Source organism: Streptomyces sp. NPDC004752 (assembly GCF_053601275.1).
The window spans coordinates 16,455-30,964 of the sequence record NZ_JBSGBN010000013.1 but is presented as its reverse complement, the minus strand read 5'-3'; the positions used below and the strand labels follow the sequence as shown (position 1 = coordinate 30,964).

Annotated in this window: 12 protein-coding genes; 10 read left to right on the top strand and 2 right to left on the bottom strand. The window is 71.0% G+C overall.

The window, feature by feature from the left end; genetic code table 11:
* The first annotated feature begins 10 nt into the window (after window positions 1-10).
* From ilvN to serA, 3 genes are all read left to right on the top strand, one after another.
* Window positions 11-535, top strand: a complete 525-nt coding sequence (ilvN, locus tag ACWEKM_RS07905; RefSeq protein WP_451620294.1) for an acetolactate synthase small subunit — start codon at window positions 11-13, stop codon at window positions 533-535.
* Window positions 536-668: 133 nt separating this feature from the next.
* The gene (gene ilvC / locus ACWEKM_RS07900) at window positions 669-1,667 is read left to right on the top strand and encodes a ketol-acid reductoisomerase (RefSeq protein WP_451620293.1); all 999 of its coding nucleotides are present in this window, start codon (window positions 669-671) and stop codon (window positions 1,665-1,667) included.
* A gap of 231 nt (window positions 1,668-1,898) precedes the next feature.
* Window positions 1,899-3,488 (top strand): phosphoglycerate dehydrogenase, encoded by a 1,590-nt coding sequence (serA, locus tag ACWEKM_RS07895; RefSeq protein ID WP_451620292.1) that lies wholly within the window; start codon window positions 1,899-1,901, stop codon window positions 3,486-3,488.
* Between the two features lie 382 nt (window positions 3,489-3,870).
* Here the strand turns inward: serA and ACWEKM_RS07890 are convergent, their stop codons facing one another.
* The gene (locus ACWEKM_RS07890) at window positions 3,871-5,103 is read right to left on the bottom strand and encodes a PucR family transcriptional regulator (protein WP_451620291.1); all 1,233 of its coding nucleotides are present in this window, start codon (window positions 5,101-5,103) and stop codon (window positions 3,871-3,873) included.
* 162 nt (window positions 5,104-5,265) lie between these two features.
* On the opposite strand from ACWEKM_RS07890, the gene ACWEKM_RS07885 reads away from it, so the two are divergent.
* The 5 genes from ACWEKM_RS07885 (at window position 5,266) to ACWEKM_RS07865 (ending at window position 9,841) form a co-directional block, all read left to right on the top strand.
* Complete coding sequence (locus ACWEKM_RS07885; RefSeq protein ID WP_451620290.1) at window positions 5,266-6,192, top strand: proline dehydrogenase family protein; 927 nt, start codon at window positions 5,266-5,268, stop codon at window positions 6,190-6,192.
* A gap of 34 nt (window positions 6,193-6,226) precedes the next feature.
* Window positions 6,227-7,858: an L-glutamate gamma-semialdehyde dehydrogenase gene (pruA, locus tag ACWEKM_RS07880; protein WP_451620289.1), complete on the top strand. Its 1,632-nt coding sequence runs from the start codon at window positions 6,227-6,229 to the stop codon at window positions 7,856-7,858.
* Window positions 7,859-7,966: 108 nt separating this feature from the next.
* Window positions 7,967-8,854 (top strand): alpha/beta fold hydrolase, encoded by an 888-nt coding sequence (locus ACWEKM_RS07875; protein WP_451620288.1) that lies wholly within the window; start codon window positions 7,967-7,969, stop codon window positions 8,852-8,854.
* A 3-nt stretch (window positions 8,855-8,857) separates the two neighbouring features.
* Window positions 8,858-9,397: a GNAT family N-acetyltransferase gene (locus ACWEKM_RS07870; RefSeq protein WP_451620287.1), complete on the top strand. Its 540-nt coding sequence runs from the start codon at window positions 8,858-8,860 to the stop codon at window positions 9,395-9,397.
* 312 nt (window positions 9,398-9,709) lie between these two features.
* Window positions 9,710-9,841, top strand: coding sequence for a hypothetical protein (locus tag ACWEKM_RS07865; protein WP_086025501.1), 132 nt, complete (start codon window positions 9,710-9,712; stop codon window positions 9,839-9,841).
* A gap of 171 nt (window positions 9,842-10,012) precedes the next feature.
* Here ACWEKM_RS07865 and ACWEKM_RS07860 read toward each other — a convergent pair whose 3' ends face one another.
* The gene (locus tag ACWEKM_RS07860) at window positions 10,013-11,578 is read right to left on the bottom strand and encodes a purple acid phosphatase family protein (RefSeq protein ID WP_451620286.1); all 1,566 of its coding nucleotides are present in this window, start codon (window positions 11,576-11,578) and stop codon (window positions 10,013-10,015) included.
* Window positions 11,579-11,727: 149 nt separating this feature from the next.
* Here ACWEKM_RS07860 and ACWEKM_RS07855 point away from each other — a divergent pair, with 149 nt between their 5' ends.
* Both ACWEKM_RS07855 and ACWEKM_RS07850 read left to right on the top strand, forming a co-directional pair.
* The gene (locus ACWEKM_RS07855; RefSeq protein ID WP_451620285.1) at window positions 11,728-12,771 is read left to right on the top strand and encodes a 3-isopropylmalate dehydrogenase; all 1,044 of its coding nucleotides are present in this window, start codon (window positions 11,728-11,730) and stop codon (window positions 12,769-12,771) included.
* Between the two features lie 243 nt (window positions 12,772-13,014).
* Window positions 13,015-14,103: a branched-chain amino acid aminotransferase gene (locus ACWEKM_RS07850; RefSeq protein WP_451620284.1), complete on the top strand. Its 1,089-nt coding sequence runs from the start codon at window positions 13,015-13,017 to the stop codon at window positions 14,101-14,103.
* The last annotated feature ends 407 nt before the right edge of the window (window positions 14,104-14,510 follow it).

The following is a 14,510-nucleotide window of genomic DNA, read 5'->3' as shown; positions in this document are numbered from 1 at the left end:
GACCACCGACATGTCCAAGCACACGCTCTCCGTCCTGGTGGAGAACACGCCGGGCATCCTCGCCCGGATCGCCGCCCTGTTCTCCCGCCGCGGCTTCAACATCGACTCGCTCGCGGTCGGTGTCACGGAACACCCCGACATCTCCCGCATCACCATCGTGGTGGGCGTCGAGGAACTGCCGCTGGAGCAGGTGACCAAGCAGCTCAACAAGCTCGTCAACGTCCTGAAGATCGTCGAGCTGGAGCCGGCGCAGGCGGTGCAGCGCGAACTCGTTCTGGTGAAGGTGCGCGCCGACAACGAGACGCGTTCCCAGATCGTCGAGATCGTCCAGCTGTTCCGCGCGAAGACGGTCGACGTCTCGCCGGAGGCCGTGACCGTCGAGGCCACCGGGTCCGGCGAGAAGCTGTCCGCCATGCTCAAGATGCTGGAGCCGTTCGGCATCAAGGAACTGGTCCAGTCCGGCACCATCGCGATCGGGCGCGGCGCCCGCTCGATCACGGACCGGTCGCTGCGCGCACTCGACCGGTCGGCATAACGGCATAAAGGCGTAACGACGCATCGGGCGGTCGGGGGAAACCGGCCGCCCGTATGCCGAGACCCCGAATCGTCCCTTCCCGCCACCGTCATACGGTGGAAGCAACACCTGCACACCAAGGAGAGAACCCAAAGTGGCCGAGCTGTTCTACGACGCTGACGCCGACCTGTCCATCATCCAGGGCCGCAAGGTCGCGGTCATCGGCTATGGCAGCCAGGGCCATGCGCACGCCCTGTCGCTGCGTGACTCGGGTGTCGACGTCCGGGTCGGCCTGCACGAGGGCTCGAAGTCCAAGGCGAAGGCCGAGGAGCAGGGCCTGCGCGTGGTGACGCCGGCGGAGGCCGCCGCCGAGGCCGACGTCATCATGATCCTGGTGCCGGACCCGATCCAGGGCCAGGTCTACGAGGAGTCCATCGCCCCGAACCTGAAGGACGGCGACGCGCTGTTCTTCGGCCATGGCTTCAACATCCGCTTCGGTTTCATCAAGCCCCCGGCCGGCGTGGACGTGTGCATGGTCGCCCCGAAGGGCCCGGGCCACCTGGTGCGCCGCCAGTACGAGGAGGGCCGCGGCGTTCCCTGCATCGCCGCCGTCGAGCAGGACGCCTCCGGGGGCGCCTTCGCGCTGGCCCTGTCGTACGCGAAGGGTATCGGCGGCACCCGCGCGGGCGTCATCAAGACGACCTTCACCGAGGAGACCGAGACCGACCTGTTCGGCGAGCAGGCCGTCCTGTGCGGTGGCACCGCGGCCCTGGTCAAGGCGGGCTTCGAGACCCTGACCGAGGCCGGCTACCAGCCGGAGATCGCCTACTTCGAGTGCCTGCACGAGCTGAAGCTGATCGTGGACCTCATGTACGAGGGCGGCCTGGAGAAGATGCGCTGGTCGATCTCGGAGACCGCCGAGTGGGGGGACTACGTCACCGGCCCGCGGATCATCACCGACGCCACCAAGGCCGAGATGAAGCAGGTCCTCGCCGAGATCCAGGACGGCTCCTTCGCCAAGAACTGGATGGACGAGTACCACGGCGGTCTGAAGAAGTACAACGAGTACAAGCGGCAGGACTCCGAGCACCTGCTGGAGACCACCGGCAAGCAGCTGCGCAAGCTGATGAGCTGGGTGAACGAGGAGGCGTAAGCCTCATGAAACGGGGCCGGGGCGAATCGCTCCGGCCCCGTTGTCCATCCCGTCCAGCCCCGGACGGGTGATCCTTCCGCAGAGGCGCAGAACGGCCTTGGCCACGCCACTAGACTGCTGCACAACAACGCGCCAGGCCCACAGCGTCGTGCGTCTTCCGCGGCTAGCCCCCTCCTCCGCCTGCGGCCGTCGGGACGGCCGTCCGCACGCTTTGGACTTGTGAGGACTCACGTGAGCTCGAAACCTGTCGTACTCATCGCCGAAGAGCTGTCGCCCGCGACCGTGGACGCGCTCGGCCCCGACTTCGAGATCCGGCACTGCAGCGGCGCGGACCGAGCCGAACTGCTCCCCGCCATCGCCGAGGTCGACGCGATCCTGATCCGCTCCGCCACCAAGGTCGACGCCGAGGCCATCGCCGCCGCGCGCAAGCTGAAGGTCGTCGCGCGAGCCGGCGTCGGCCTGGACAACGTCGACGTCTCCGCCGCCACCAAGGCCGGCGTGATGGTCGTCAACGCCCCCACCTCCAACATCGTCACCGCGGCCGAGCTGGCCTGCGGCCTGATCGTCGCCACCGCCCGCAACATCCCGCAGGCCAACGCCGCGCTGAAGAACGGCGAGTGGAAGCGCAGCAAGTACACCGGTGTCGAGCTGGCCGAGAAGACGCTCGGCGTCGTGGGCCTCGGCCGCATCGGCGCGCTCGTCGCGCAGCGCATGTCCGCCTTCGGCATGAAGGTCGTCGCGTACGACCCCTACGTCCAGCCCGCCCGGGCCGCCCAGATGGGTGTGAGGGTGCTGTCCCTGGACGAGCTGCTGGAGGTGTCCGACTTCATCACCGTGCACCTGCCGAAGACCCCCGAGACCCTCGGGCTGATCGGCGAGGAGGCGCTGCGCAAGGTCAAGCCGAGCGTGCGCATCGTCAACGCGGCGCGCGGCGGCATCGTCGACGAGGAGGCGCTGTACGCGGCGCTGAAGGAGGGCCGGATCGCCGGAGCCGGCCTCGACGTGTACGCCAAGGAGCCGTGCACGGACTCCCCGCTGTTCCAGTTCGACCAGGTCGTGTGCACCCCGCACCTCGGCGCCTCCACCGACGAGGCCCAGGAGAAGGCGGGCATCGCGGTCGCCAGGTCGGTGCGCCTGGCCCTCGCCGGTGAGCTGGTCCCCGACGCGGTGAATGTGCAGGGCGGTGTCATCGCCGAGGACGTCAAGCCCGGCCTGCCGCTCGCCGAGCGCCTCGGCCGGATCTTCACCGCGCTGGCCGGCGAGGTCGCCGTCCGGCTCGACGTCGAGGTGTACGGCGAGATCACCCAGCACGATGTGAAGGTGCTGGAGCTGAGCGCCCTCAAGGGTGTCTTCGAGGATGTCGTCGCCGAGACGGTGTCGTATGTGAACGCGCCGCTGTTCGCCCAGGAGCGGGGCGTCGAGGTGCGCCTGACCACCAGCTCCGAGTCGACGGATCACCGTAACGTCGTCACCGTGCGTGGCACGCTCGCGGGTGGCGAGGAGGTGTCGGTCTCCGGCACGCTGGCCGGCCCGAAGAACGCGCAGAAGATCGTCGCCGTCGGTGAGTACGACGTCGACCTCGCCCTCGCCGACCACATGGTCGTGCTGCGGTACGACGACCGTCCGGGTGTCGTCGGCACCGTCGGCCGCATCCTCGGCGAGGCGGGCATCAACATCGCCGGCATGCAGGTGGCCCGCGCCGCGGCGGGCGGCGAGGCGCTGGCCGTGCTGACCGTGGACGACACGGTGGGTGCGGGTGTGCTGGCGGAGGTCGCGGCGGAGATCGGAGCGACGTTCGCCCGCTCGGTGAACCTGGTCTGAGCCGGCCGACTGCCCGAAGTGGCCGTACGGCCGCAGTCGCCGTCGGGGGTTGGCGCCCCCCGGGCCCCGCTTCGGCCCGAACGGTCTCGTCCTCGAACGCCGGACGGGCTGACCTGGTCAGCCCGTCCGGCGTTTTCCTTGCGCCGAGCGCTCCGCTGGAAGCGCCGCGATGTGCCGTCGGTCGTCTGCGGCACTGTTGTGGCTGGTCGCTCCCCCTAGTTCTCGGCTTCGCTCGAACAGGGGGACCCCCATCGCGGCGGAGCCGCATATCGACACAGCCCCGCGCCCCTTTCGGGGCACAGCCCCACACCCTCCGCGGTCGGCCGCGGCGCCGTCGTGGTTGATCGCGCAGTTCCCCGCGCCCCTTCAGGGCGCTACCTGCTCAGAGGCGCGCCCCCTTCAGTGTCATGTGCAGGAGCAGTCGGTCCTCGCCGTCGTCCAGGTCCAGCCCTGTCAGATGCTCGATCCGGGACAGCCGGTAGTAGAGGGTCTGGCGGTGGATGCCCAGTTCGGCGGCCGTGCGGCCTGCCTGGCCCGCGCAGTCGAGGAACACCTCGGCGGTGCGTGCCAGTTCCTGGTGGGCGGGGACGAGCAGCGGGGCGACCGCCGGATCCCGCGCCGCTTCGTGCGGCAGGGAGGTCAGCAGGCGGTACGGTCCGATGCGCGCCCATTCGGCGACCGGCCCGAGCCCCGGCTCGGCCAGCGCCGCGCGGGCCGCCCCGACCGCCTCCCGCCAGGCGACCCCCAGTTCGGTGAGCCCGGTCCGGGCGGCCGCGATCCCGGCCGCCCGCCGCCCGCCCGCGGTGTCGTCCGGCGTGCCGCCCCGGCCGCGCCGCCTGCCGCCCGCCCGTTCCAGCAGCCGCCCCGCCGCCGACACCGCCGGCCCCACCGTGTCCGTCGACCGCAGCCGCACCAGCAGCGCGAGCGACTGCTCGGCGGTGCCCCAGGGCACCGTGCAGTGCGCGGTCGCGCCCGGCAGCGTACGGACCGAGGGGGCGTCGTCCGGATCCGGCGACGGCCAGGGGGCCACGCACACCACCGTGTGCGGGCCGTCCGAGCGGGCGCCCAGGGCGGTGCGCAGCTCCGCCACCGCCATGTCCCGCTGCCAGTCCCGCTCCGCGGTCAGCACCGCCAACAGTTCCCGGGTCAGATCGGCCCCGGCCTGCGCCTCGTCCGCGAGCAGCGCGCCGATCCGGGCGGTGACCGCCATCGCCGCGGCCAGTTGCCGCTCGCTCGGGCCCGGATCGTCGTCCAGGAGCCAGACGTACCCGAGGACGACACCCCGATGGCGTACCGGCAGGCAGATACGGCCCCGGTACACCCCGGCCTCCGGGGTGGGCGGGATGCGCACCGGCCCGGTCGCCCGGGTGATGCCGAAGCCCTCGAACCAGGTGCGGACCGCCGTCGTCGAGCGCCGGGTCAGGATCGACCGGGTGCGGACCGGGTCGAGGGCCGACGCGTCCAGCTCGCCCTCGCTGTCGTACGCGCCGAAGGCGATCAGCTCGAAGTCCCGGCTCTCCAGGGTCGCCGGCGCGCCCAGCAGCTCCGAGATCTCGTCCACCAGTTCCTGATGGTCACCCTTGTAATCCGCCGTCACCCGGGCATTCTCCCGCATTTCCGCGCCGCCTTCATACATTTGTCTGAGATCCGATGAGCGGATGCGTGACAGCTGTCGATGGCCGACGATCGGAGGGATCCTTAGTTTTCACGGTGGTTCTCCGTGCCGTAGCCACATCGTCGGCTGTCGGCAGCTTCGGCTTTGTTGTGGAGGTGCCCCGTGCTGGGTCCCGTGATTCTCGCCGCGTCGCGCAGCGACCGGATGCGCCGTCTGATCTCGGCGGCCCCGGTGACCAGTCAGGTCGTCGACCGCTTCATCCCCGGCGAGACCGTGGACGACATCGTCCCGATCATCAAGGACCTGACCGCCCGGGGCCTCGAACTGACCATGGACGTCGTGGGCGAGGACATCACCACCCCCGAGCAGGCCGGCGCCGCCCGGGACGCCTATCTGGAACTGGTCGGCCGCCTCCGGGAACTTCGGCTCGGCCGGAAGGTCGAGATGTCCGTCAAGCTCTCCCTGTTCGGCCAGTCCCTCGACGGCGGCCAGGAACGGGCGCTGAAGAACGTACGGTCCGTCGTGGAGGCCGCCGACGCCATCGGTACGACCGTCACCCTCGACGCCGAGGACCACACCACCCTCGACTCGATGTTCGCGATCCACGAGGAGCTGCGGCAGGACTTCCCGCAGACCGGCTGCGTCATCCAGGCATACCTCTTCCGCACCGAGGCCGATGCCCGCAGGCTCGCCGCGAGCGGCAGCCGGGTACGGCTCGTGAAGGGCGCCTACAAGGAGCCCGCCGAGGTCGCCTACCAGCAGCGGCACGAGATCGACAAGGCGTACGTCAGGATTCTGCGGACGCTGATGGACGGCGAGGGGTACCCGATGATCGGGTCCCACGACCCGCGGCTGATCTCCATCGCCCAGGAGCTCGCGCGCAAGGCCGAGCGCAAGCTGGACGAGTACGAGTTCCAGATGCTCTACGGCATCCGGAGCGAGGAGCATCTGCGGCTCGCCGCCGAGGGCCACCGCATGCGCGTCTACACCGCGTACGGCACCGACTGGTACGGCTACTTCATGCGGCGCCTCGCGGAGAAGCCGGCCAACCTTCGGTTCTTCGCGCGCAGCATGATCACCAAGGGCTGAACCACACCGCTCAAGTCAAGGAGTTCCGGATCTCATGGACGCTGTGACCCAGGTCCCCACCCCCGTCAACGAGCCGGTGCACGGCTACGCCCCCGGCTCGCCCGAGCGTGCCCGTCTTGAGGCCAAGCTCAAGGAGCTGGCCGAGAACCCGATCGAGCTGCCGATGACCATCGGCGGCGAGCGGCGGATGGGCGGCGGCGAGGCATTCCAGGTCGTCCAGCCGCACCACCACAAGGCGGTCATCGGCACGCTCCGCAACGCCACCCGGCAGGACGCCCGGGACGCCATCGACGCGGCCCTGGCCGCCGCGCCCGCCTGGCGTGCCATGTCCTTCGACGACCGCGCCGCGATCATCCTGCGCGCCGCCGAGCTGCTGGCCGGTCCCTGGCGCGAGACGATCGCCGCCTCCACCATGCTCGGCCAGTCCAAGACCGTCCAGCAGGCCGAGATCGACACCCCGTGCGAGCTGGTCGACTTCTGGCGGTTCAACGTCCACTACGCCCGCCGGATTCTGGCCGAGCAGCCCCCGGCCAACTCCCCGGGCGTGTGGAACCGCCTCGACCACCGCCCGCTGGAGGGCTTCGTCTACGCGATCACGCCGTTCAACTTCTCGGCGATCGCGGGCAACCTGCCCACCGCGCCCGCGCTGATGGGCAACGTCGTCGTCTGGAAGCCGTCCCCGACCCAGACCCACGCCGCCGTGCTGCTGATGCGGCTCCTGGAGGAGGCGGGCCTGCCCAAGGGCGTCATCAACCTTGTCACCGGCGACGGCGTCGAGGTCTCCGAGGTGGCCCTGGTCCACCGCGACCTGGCCGGCATCCACTTCACCGGCTCGACCAGGACCTTCCAGTACCTGTGGAAGACGGTCGGCGAGAACATCGAGAAGTACCGCTCCTACCCGCGGCTGGTCGGCGAGACCGGCGGCAAGGACTTCCTGGTCGCCCACCCGAGCGCCGACCGCGCGGTCCTCAAGACCGCCCTGACCCGGGGCGCCTTCGAGTACCAGGGCCAGAAGTGCTCGGCCACCTCCCGCGCCTACCTCCCGGCGTCCCTGTGGAACTCCGGCTTCAAGGAGGAGTTCGCGGCCGAGGTCGACCAGCTGACCATGGGTGATGTCACCGACCTGACGCACTTCATCGGCGCCGTGATCGACGAGCGGGCCTTCGCCAAGAACAAGGCGGCGATCGACCGCGCCCAGCAGGACCCGGCCTGCACGATCGTGGCGGGCGGCAGCTACGACGACTCGGTCGGCTACTTCGTCCGCCCCACCGTCATCGAGTGCACCGACCCGGAGAACGAGGTCTTCCGTACCGAGTACTTCGGCCCGGTCCTCGCCGTCCATGTGTACGAGGACGACGCGTACGACGCGATGCTGACCCAGATGGAGTCGGTCTCCGACTACGCCCTCACGGGCTCGGTCATCGCGGGCGACCGTGCGGCGGCGGCGTACACGATGGACAAGCTCCGCTACGCCGCGGGCAACTTCTACATCAACGACAAGTCGACCGGTGCCGTCGTCGGCCAGCAGCCCTTCGGCGGCGGCCGTGCCTCCGGCACCGACGACAAGGCCGGCGCCCCGCAGAACCTGCTGCGCTGGACCCTGACCCGCGCCATCAAGGAGACGCTGGTCCCGCCGACCGACTACACGTACCCGCACATGGGCTGACGAGCCCCCCGCACGCGGGCCGGGAAGCCTGCCCTCCCCCGAGCAGACTTCCCGGCCCGTCTCCCTGTCCGCCGTGGGCACCCTGTCCGCCCGGGGCACACTGCTGTCATGGTCAGGATGAGAAGCGAGACGGTGGAGGCCGACGACGGGGTGCGTCTGTGGGCGGCCCGCACGGGGCCCGGCGCACCGCTGGTGCTGTGCCACGGCGGGCCGGGCCTGTGGGACATGTTCGGCGACCTCGCCAGGCTCCTGGCGGACGTGACCCCGGTGATCCGCTGGGACCAGCGCGGCTGCGGACGTTCCGAGCGCTGCACGGGACCGTGGACGAGCGCGCGCTTCGTCGCCGACCTGGACGCCGTGCGGCACCACTTCGCACTGGAGCGCATGGCGCTGCTCGGCCACTCCTGGGGCGCGCAACTCGCGCTGAGCTATGCGCTGGCCCACCCGGAGCGGGTGAGCACACTGGTGTACGTGGCCGGCACCGGCATCGGCCCGGACGCCGACTGGCACCCCGCCTACCGGGAGAACTTCCGCGCCCGGCTCGCCGACCACCCCGAACGCCTGGCCCGCTGGCAGGAACTGACGGACCGTCCGCACCGCGGCGAGGACGAGGAGCGGGAGCGGGCGGTGCTCCAGTGGTCGGTCGAGTTCGAGGACCGGGAGGGGGCGCTGGAGCCCGCCCGGCGCATGGCCGACCCGTGGTTCGGAATCAACGACGCGTGCAACCGGGGCCTGAACGAACAGCGCGCGCGGACCTGGGGCACGCCCGCACTGGCGGCGGCCTGCGCCGCCCTCGACGTACCCGTCGTGATCGTCGACGGTGCCCGGGACATCCGCCCGCGCTCCGCCGTGGACTCCCTGGAGCGGGCCCTGCCCCGGGTCCGCCGGGTGGTCCTGCCGGACGCCGGGCACCTGCCGTGGACCGACGACCCGGAGGGTTTCCGGACGGCGATCGCCGACGCGCTGACGGTGTCCGGGCGTGCGGCCGATGATTGATCCATGACCTTCACCCTGCGCACCGCACACACCGCCGAGCTGGCCCCCGCCGAACTCCGCGCCGTCCGCTCGCTCTTGCACGACGGCTTCGACGGTGACTTCGGTGACGCGGACTTCGAGCACGCGCTGGGCGGTATGCACGCCCTGGTGCACGGCGACGACGGAATCGTCGCGCACGGCTCGGTCGTCATGCGGCGGGCGCGGCACCGCGGGCGGTGGCTGCGCGTCGGATACGTCGAGGCCGTCGTGGTACGGCCCGCCGAGCGCCGCCGGGGCCTGGGCGGGCAGGTGATGGGCGCCCTGGAGCGGGTGGTCGACCGGGCGTACGACCTCGGCGCGCTGTCGGCGAGCGAGGACGGCGCCCTGCTCTACGGGCCCCGCGGCTGGCGGCCCTGGGTCGGCCGGATCCACGCCCTCTCGCCGGACGGGATCGTGCGGCTCCCGGACGAGGAGGGCGACCTGCTGGTGCGCCCAGCACTGGCCGCACCGCCCGACCCCGGCCATGAACTGGTCTTCGACTGGCGCGACGGGGATGTGCTCTGACTCACGGATGACGGGGATGTGCTCTGACTCACGGATGGAGAATCCGCAGGTCACGGGCGTGTGACCCGATCCGTCGTCTCAGATAGTAGGAAGTCCGACTAACTATGCAGACAGGAGAGCGCTCCTCACTTAGTTTTGTAGCAGCCGAACGTCTCGCTCGATCCAGCGAATGGCGGTCGTGAGCCGGGCAAGTGCAGGCAACCCCTGCGGCACCGCTCCCCGCCCCTCCGGCGTCTCGTAACCCCTTTTCTCCGTACTCCAGGTGTATCTCGTTTTCCGTACTCCAGGTGTATCCCGAAGGAGTCGATCCCCATGGCCGAGACGACCGTCCGCCGCCGAGTCCGCCACGTGTCCCGTACGAGCGAGTCCGACCGCAAGAACGCCGCCGCCGCCCTTCAGCGCGCCCTCGACCGCCGCGACAACGGCGGCCAGACCGGCCACTGAACCGGGCCCGCGCGGCGCGCTGACCCCCCGAAGCCGGGAGCCGCACCCGCACGGGGTGGGGGGGGGGCCCCCCCCGGCCCCCCCCCCCCCCAGCTGGGGCGAAGGGCGCCCGGGGGGGGGCGCCCCCCCCCCGCCGCGGGGTGCGCCCCCCGCGGGGGGGGCGCCGCGGCCCTACCGGCCGCGCCGCACCTCGAAGTGGTCGATCCGGTCGCCGTTCTGCGCCAGCGCCGACACCGTCAGCCGCGGAGCCGTGCCCGGCTGAGCCTCCACCTCAAGGAGCGAGAAGCCGGTGTAGCGCACCCGCGACCACTCCACCGTCTCCGCCTCGGTGGTCCGGGACCTCGTCCAGTGGAAACTCCGCACCGCGTCGTGCCGGGTGAGGTGCCCCTCGTAGCTGTCCTTGACCCCGGACGGGAACGAATAGAGGTTCCGGCCGCCGCCGCCCGCGGTGACGTACACGGTGCCGTCCCGGGTCGGATCCGTGGATCCGCCGATCGGCACCGCCCGGCCGACCTCGCCGCCGCGCACCGCGTCGGTCCGCTCGTACACATGGTTGTGGCCGTTGATCACCAGGTCCACCTGGTGCCGGGCGAACAGCGGCAGCCACGCGTCCCGCACGCCCCCGTCGGAGGCGTGCGCGGAGGTGGAGTACGCGCAGTGGTGGAAGAAGACGACCACGAAGTCCACGTCCCGGGCCGAGCGCAGCTCACCGAGGGTGCGGTCCAGCCACTTCGTCTGCCGCCCGTCCGTATGGCCGAGGTTGGCGGGGATCTCGTACGACACGTCGTTGGCGTCCAGCGCCACGAAGCCGACGTTGCCGTAGACGAAGGCGTACGCGCCCGGTGTCCCGTGCGGATCGAAGCCGCTGTCCGGCAGGGCGAAACGGGCGAGCTGGCCGCCGTAGCCGTCCGGGGAGTACCACGCCTCCATGTCGTGGTTGCCGGTGGTCACCATCCATGGGACGGACCGGGCGACCGGCTCGGTCTGCTTCAGGAACAGGTCCCAGTACCGCGGGTCGTAACCGTCCGACGTGCTGCCGGTGCCGTTCGCGTCCGCGTAGCAGATGTCGCCCGCGTGCAGATGGAAGGCGGGCGGCCGGCGCAGCAGGAGGTCGTCGTTGGCACTCGCGCCGCTGCCCACGCCCTGGTCGCCGAAGGCCGTGAAGACAAAGCGCTCCGGGGTGGCGGGCGCGGTGCGGAAGGAGGCGATCGTCGAGCGGTGGGCGGGGGAGGCGGGGTCCCAGCCGTCGTGGCCGACGCCGTAGTAGTACGTCGTGCCGGGGCGCAGACCGTCCAGGGCCGCGTGCACGTAGTACTGCTCGACCGCCGGGCGCACCCCCTCCAGGCCCGGGGTGTGCAGATCGCGTAGCTCCGCGTCGATCCGGCGGCTCAGGTCGTCGGGGCGCGACCCGACCCGTACGAAGGGCCGGCGGACCGCCAGCGGCACCTGCCAGGAGATCCGCATCCCGGTCTTCGGGTCGGCGCCGAAGGCGAGATGGCGGCCGAACGGGGCGATCGCGGCGCCCGCGACCCGCGAGGTCGCCGCGGCGGGACCGGAGGCGGGCGTGGACGCCGGGCCGGACGGCCCCGAGCAGCCGCTCAGCAGCCCGCCGGCCACCGCACCCGCCGTCACCAGGATGCGGCGGCGGGACAGCCGGGTCCGCAGATACTCATGCTGCTCGGCCATGCTCAGCCGGCTCGCCAGCCGCCGCGGGATACCGAAGTCGGGGGTCTCCATGACGGTGAACTTCCCACCGGCCGCCGACCTTTGCCCCACTTCTGGGTGAACGTCCGTCAAAGCGCCGCCCCGGTCACTCGTCGGAGTGGCGCATGTCCGTATGGCGGACAGTCCATGTCATCTCATGGGACGGGGAGTAGGGTGCCGTCATGTCTCGCAGCCTCAATCTCGCAGTGATCCCCGGCGACGGTATCGGCCAGGAGGTCGTGGCCGAAGGTCTGAAGGTCCTGGCCGCCGTCCTTCCGCAGGATGTGAAGCTGGAGACCAAGGAGTACGACTTCGGCGCCAGGCGCTACCACACCACCGGTGAGACCCTCACCGACGCCGACCTGGACGCGCTCAAGCAGCACGACGCCATCCTGCTCGGCGCGATCGGCGACCCGTCGGTCCCGTCCGGCGTCCTGGAGCGCGGCTTCCTGCTCAAGCTCCGTTTCGCCTTCGACCACCACGTCAACCTGCGTCCGTCGAAGCTGCTTCCCGGTGTCGCCACCCCGCTGGCCGGCCAGCCCGAGATCGACTTCGTCGTCGTCCGCGAGGGCACCGAAGGCCCCTACACGGGCAACGGCGGCACCATCCGCACGGGCACCCCGCACGAGGTCGCCACCGAGGTCTCCGTCAACACCGCCTTCGGTGTGGAGCGCGTGGTCCGCGACGCCTTCGCCCGTGCCCAGGCCCGCCCGCGCAAGAAGCTCACGCTGGTCCACAAGAACAACGTGCTGACCTTCGCCGGGCACCTGTGGACGAACATCTTCAACAAGGTGGCCGAGGAGTTCCCCGAGGTCGCCACCGAGTACATCCACGTCGACGCCGCCACCATCTACCTGGTCACCCAGCCCGAGCGGTTCGACGTCATCGTCACCGACAACCTCTTCGGCGACATCATCACCGACCTCGCCGCGGCCGTCTCCGGCGGCATCGGCGTGGCCGCCTCCGGCAACATCAACCCGAGCGGCGCGTTCCCGTCCATGTTCGAGCCGGTCCACGGCTCGGCGCCGGACATCGCGGGCCAGGGCAAGGCCGACCCCACCGCCACCGTCCTGTCCGTCGCACTGCTGCTGCGCCACCTCGGCCACGAAGCCGAGGCGGCCCGCATCGAGGACGCCGTCTCCGCCGACCTCGCGGAGCGCGCCGCGGGACCCGCCCGCAGCACCTCGGAGATCGGCGACGCGCTCCGGGTACGCGTAGCCGGCTGAGCCCCGCCGCGCTGCATCAAGCCGTCGGGTGGCTCAGGCGCCCGGCGGCTTCCCCCTGTCCCCGCCGGGTGCCACCATCGACCCCTGGGCCGCAGTCACCTCGATTCCTTCCCGCCCCTGCCCCGCGAGATAATCGAACGCGGAGCCGCGGCATGAGGGAATGCTCGGACGTCCTAGCACCGGCCGTCGGCCGGGCGGACGTGAGCGCGGCCCGTCACTACAACCGGTGAAGGACTACCACTCATGACGACGCCCACGATCGAGCTCAAGCCCTCCGCCCACCCGCTGCCCGCAGCGGAGCGGGAGGCGATTCTGGCCAACCCCGGATTCGGCCGCCACTTCACCGACCACATGGTGACGATCAAGTGGACCGAGGGCCGGGGCTGGCACGACGGCCAGCTCGTTCCGTACGCGCCGATCCCGCTCGACCCGGCCACCAACGTCCTGCACTACGCGCAGGAGATCTTCGAGGGACTCAAGGCATACCGCCGCCCCGACGGCTCCGTGGCCACCTTCCGCCCGGACCAGAACGCCAAGCGCTTCCAGCGTTCGGCCCGCCGGCTCGCGATGCCCGAACTACCGGTGGAGACCTTCATCGAGGCATGTGACGCCCTGGTCCGGCAGGACCGGGACTGGGTGCCCGCACACGGTGGCGAGGAGTCCCTCTATCTACGGCCCTTCATGATCGCGACCGAGGTCGGCCTGGGCGTGAAGCCGGCCGGCGAGTATCTGTTCCTCGTCATCGCCTCCCCGGCCGGCGCGTACTTCGCCGGCGGTGTCAAACCGGTCTCCATCTGGGTCTCCGAGAACCGGGTCCGCGCCGTCCCGGGCGGCATGGGCGACGCCAAGACGGGCGGCAACTACGCCGCCTCCCTGCTCGCCCAGGCCGAGGCCGCGGCCGAGGGCTGCGACCAGGTCTGCTACGTCGACGCGGTCGAGCACCAGTGGGTCGAGGAACTCGGCGGCATGAACCTGTACTTCGTGTACGGCAACAAGATCGTCACGCCGACCCTCAGTGGCTCGATCCTGGAGGGTGTCACCCGCGACAGCCTGCTGACCGTGGCCCGTGACCTCGGCTACGAGTCGGAGGAGTCCAAGGTCTCCGTCGAGCAGTGGCAGCGCGACTCCGAGGACGGCACCCTCACCGAGGTGTTCGCCTGCGGCACCGCCGCCGTCATCACCCCGGTCGGCACGGTCAAGCGCGCGGGCGCCGAGTGGAAGCAGTCGGACGGCGAACCCGGCAAGGTCACCCTCGAACTCCGCCAGGCCCTCCTGGACATCCAGCGCGGCATCACCGCGGACCGGCACGGCTGGATGCACCCGCTCGGCTGAGCCCACCCGGGACGGCCCCCTCCCGACGGGCTCACCCCCCTCACGCGCGGCGCAGGGGCCGCCCCGGACACGAAGTCCGGGGCGGCCCCGCCCTGTCGACCGAACCGGCGCGGGCGGCTGTGCCGCGGTGTCCCTCGTGGTGTACCTCACCATGCGGGAGACGAAGGACCTGGATCTGACCCGGGTGACATCTCGCGAGGCGGCACCTGTGACGACCGCATCCTGAGACGGACGGTGAGCCGGGCGCGGACTGTGCCACACTGCCCCCGTGCTCTCGTTCGCCATGATTATTGGCAGCAGGCGCGCCGGTCCGCAGTGACCACCACGTACGACCAGGTACGGGTGGCCACCGTCGTCCTCGACCCGCGCGCAGACCTCTCGCACCCGCGAGAGGTTTTTTCGTTTCC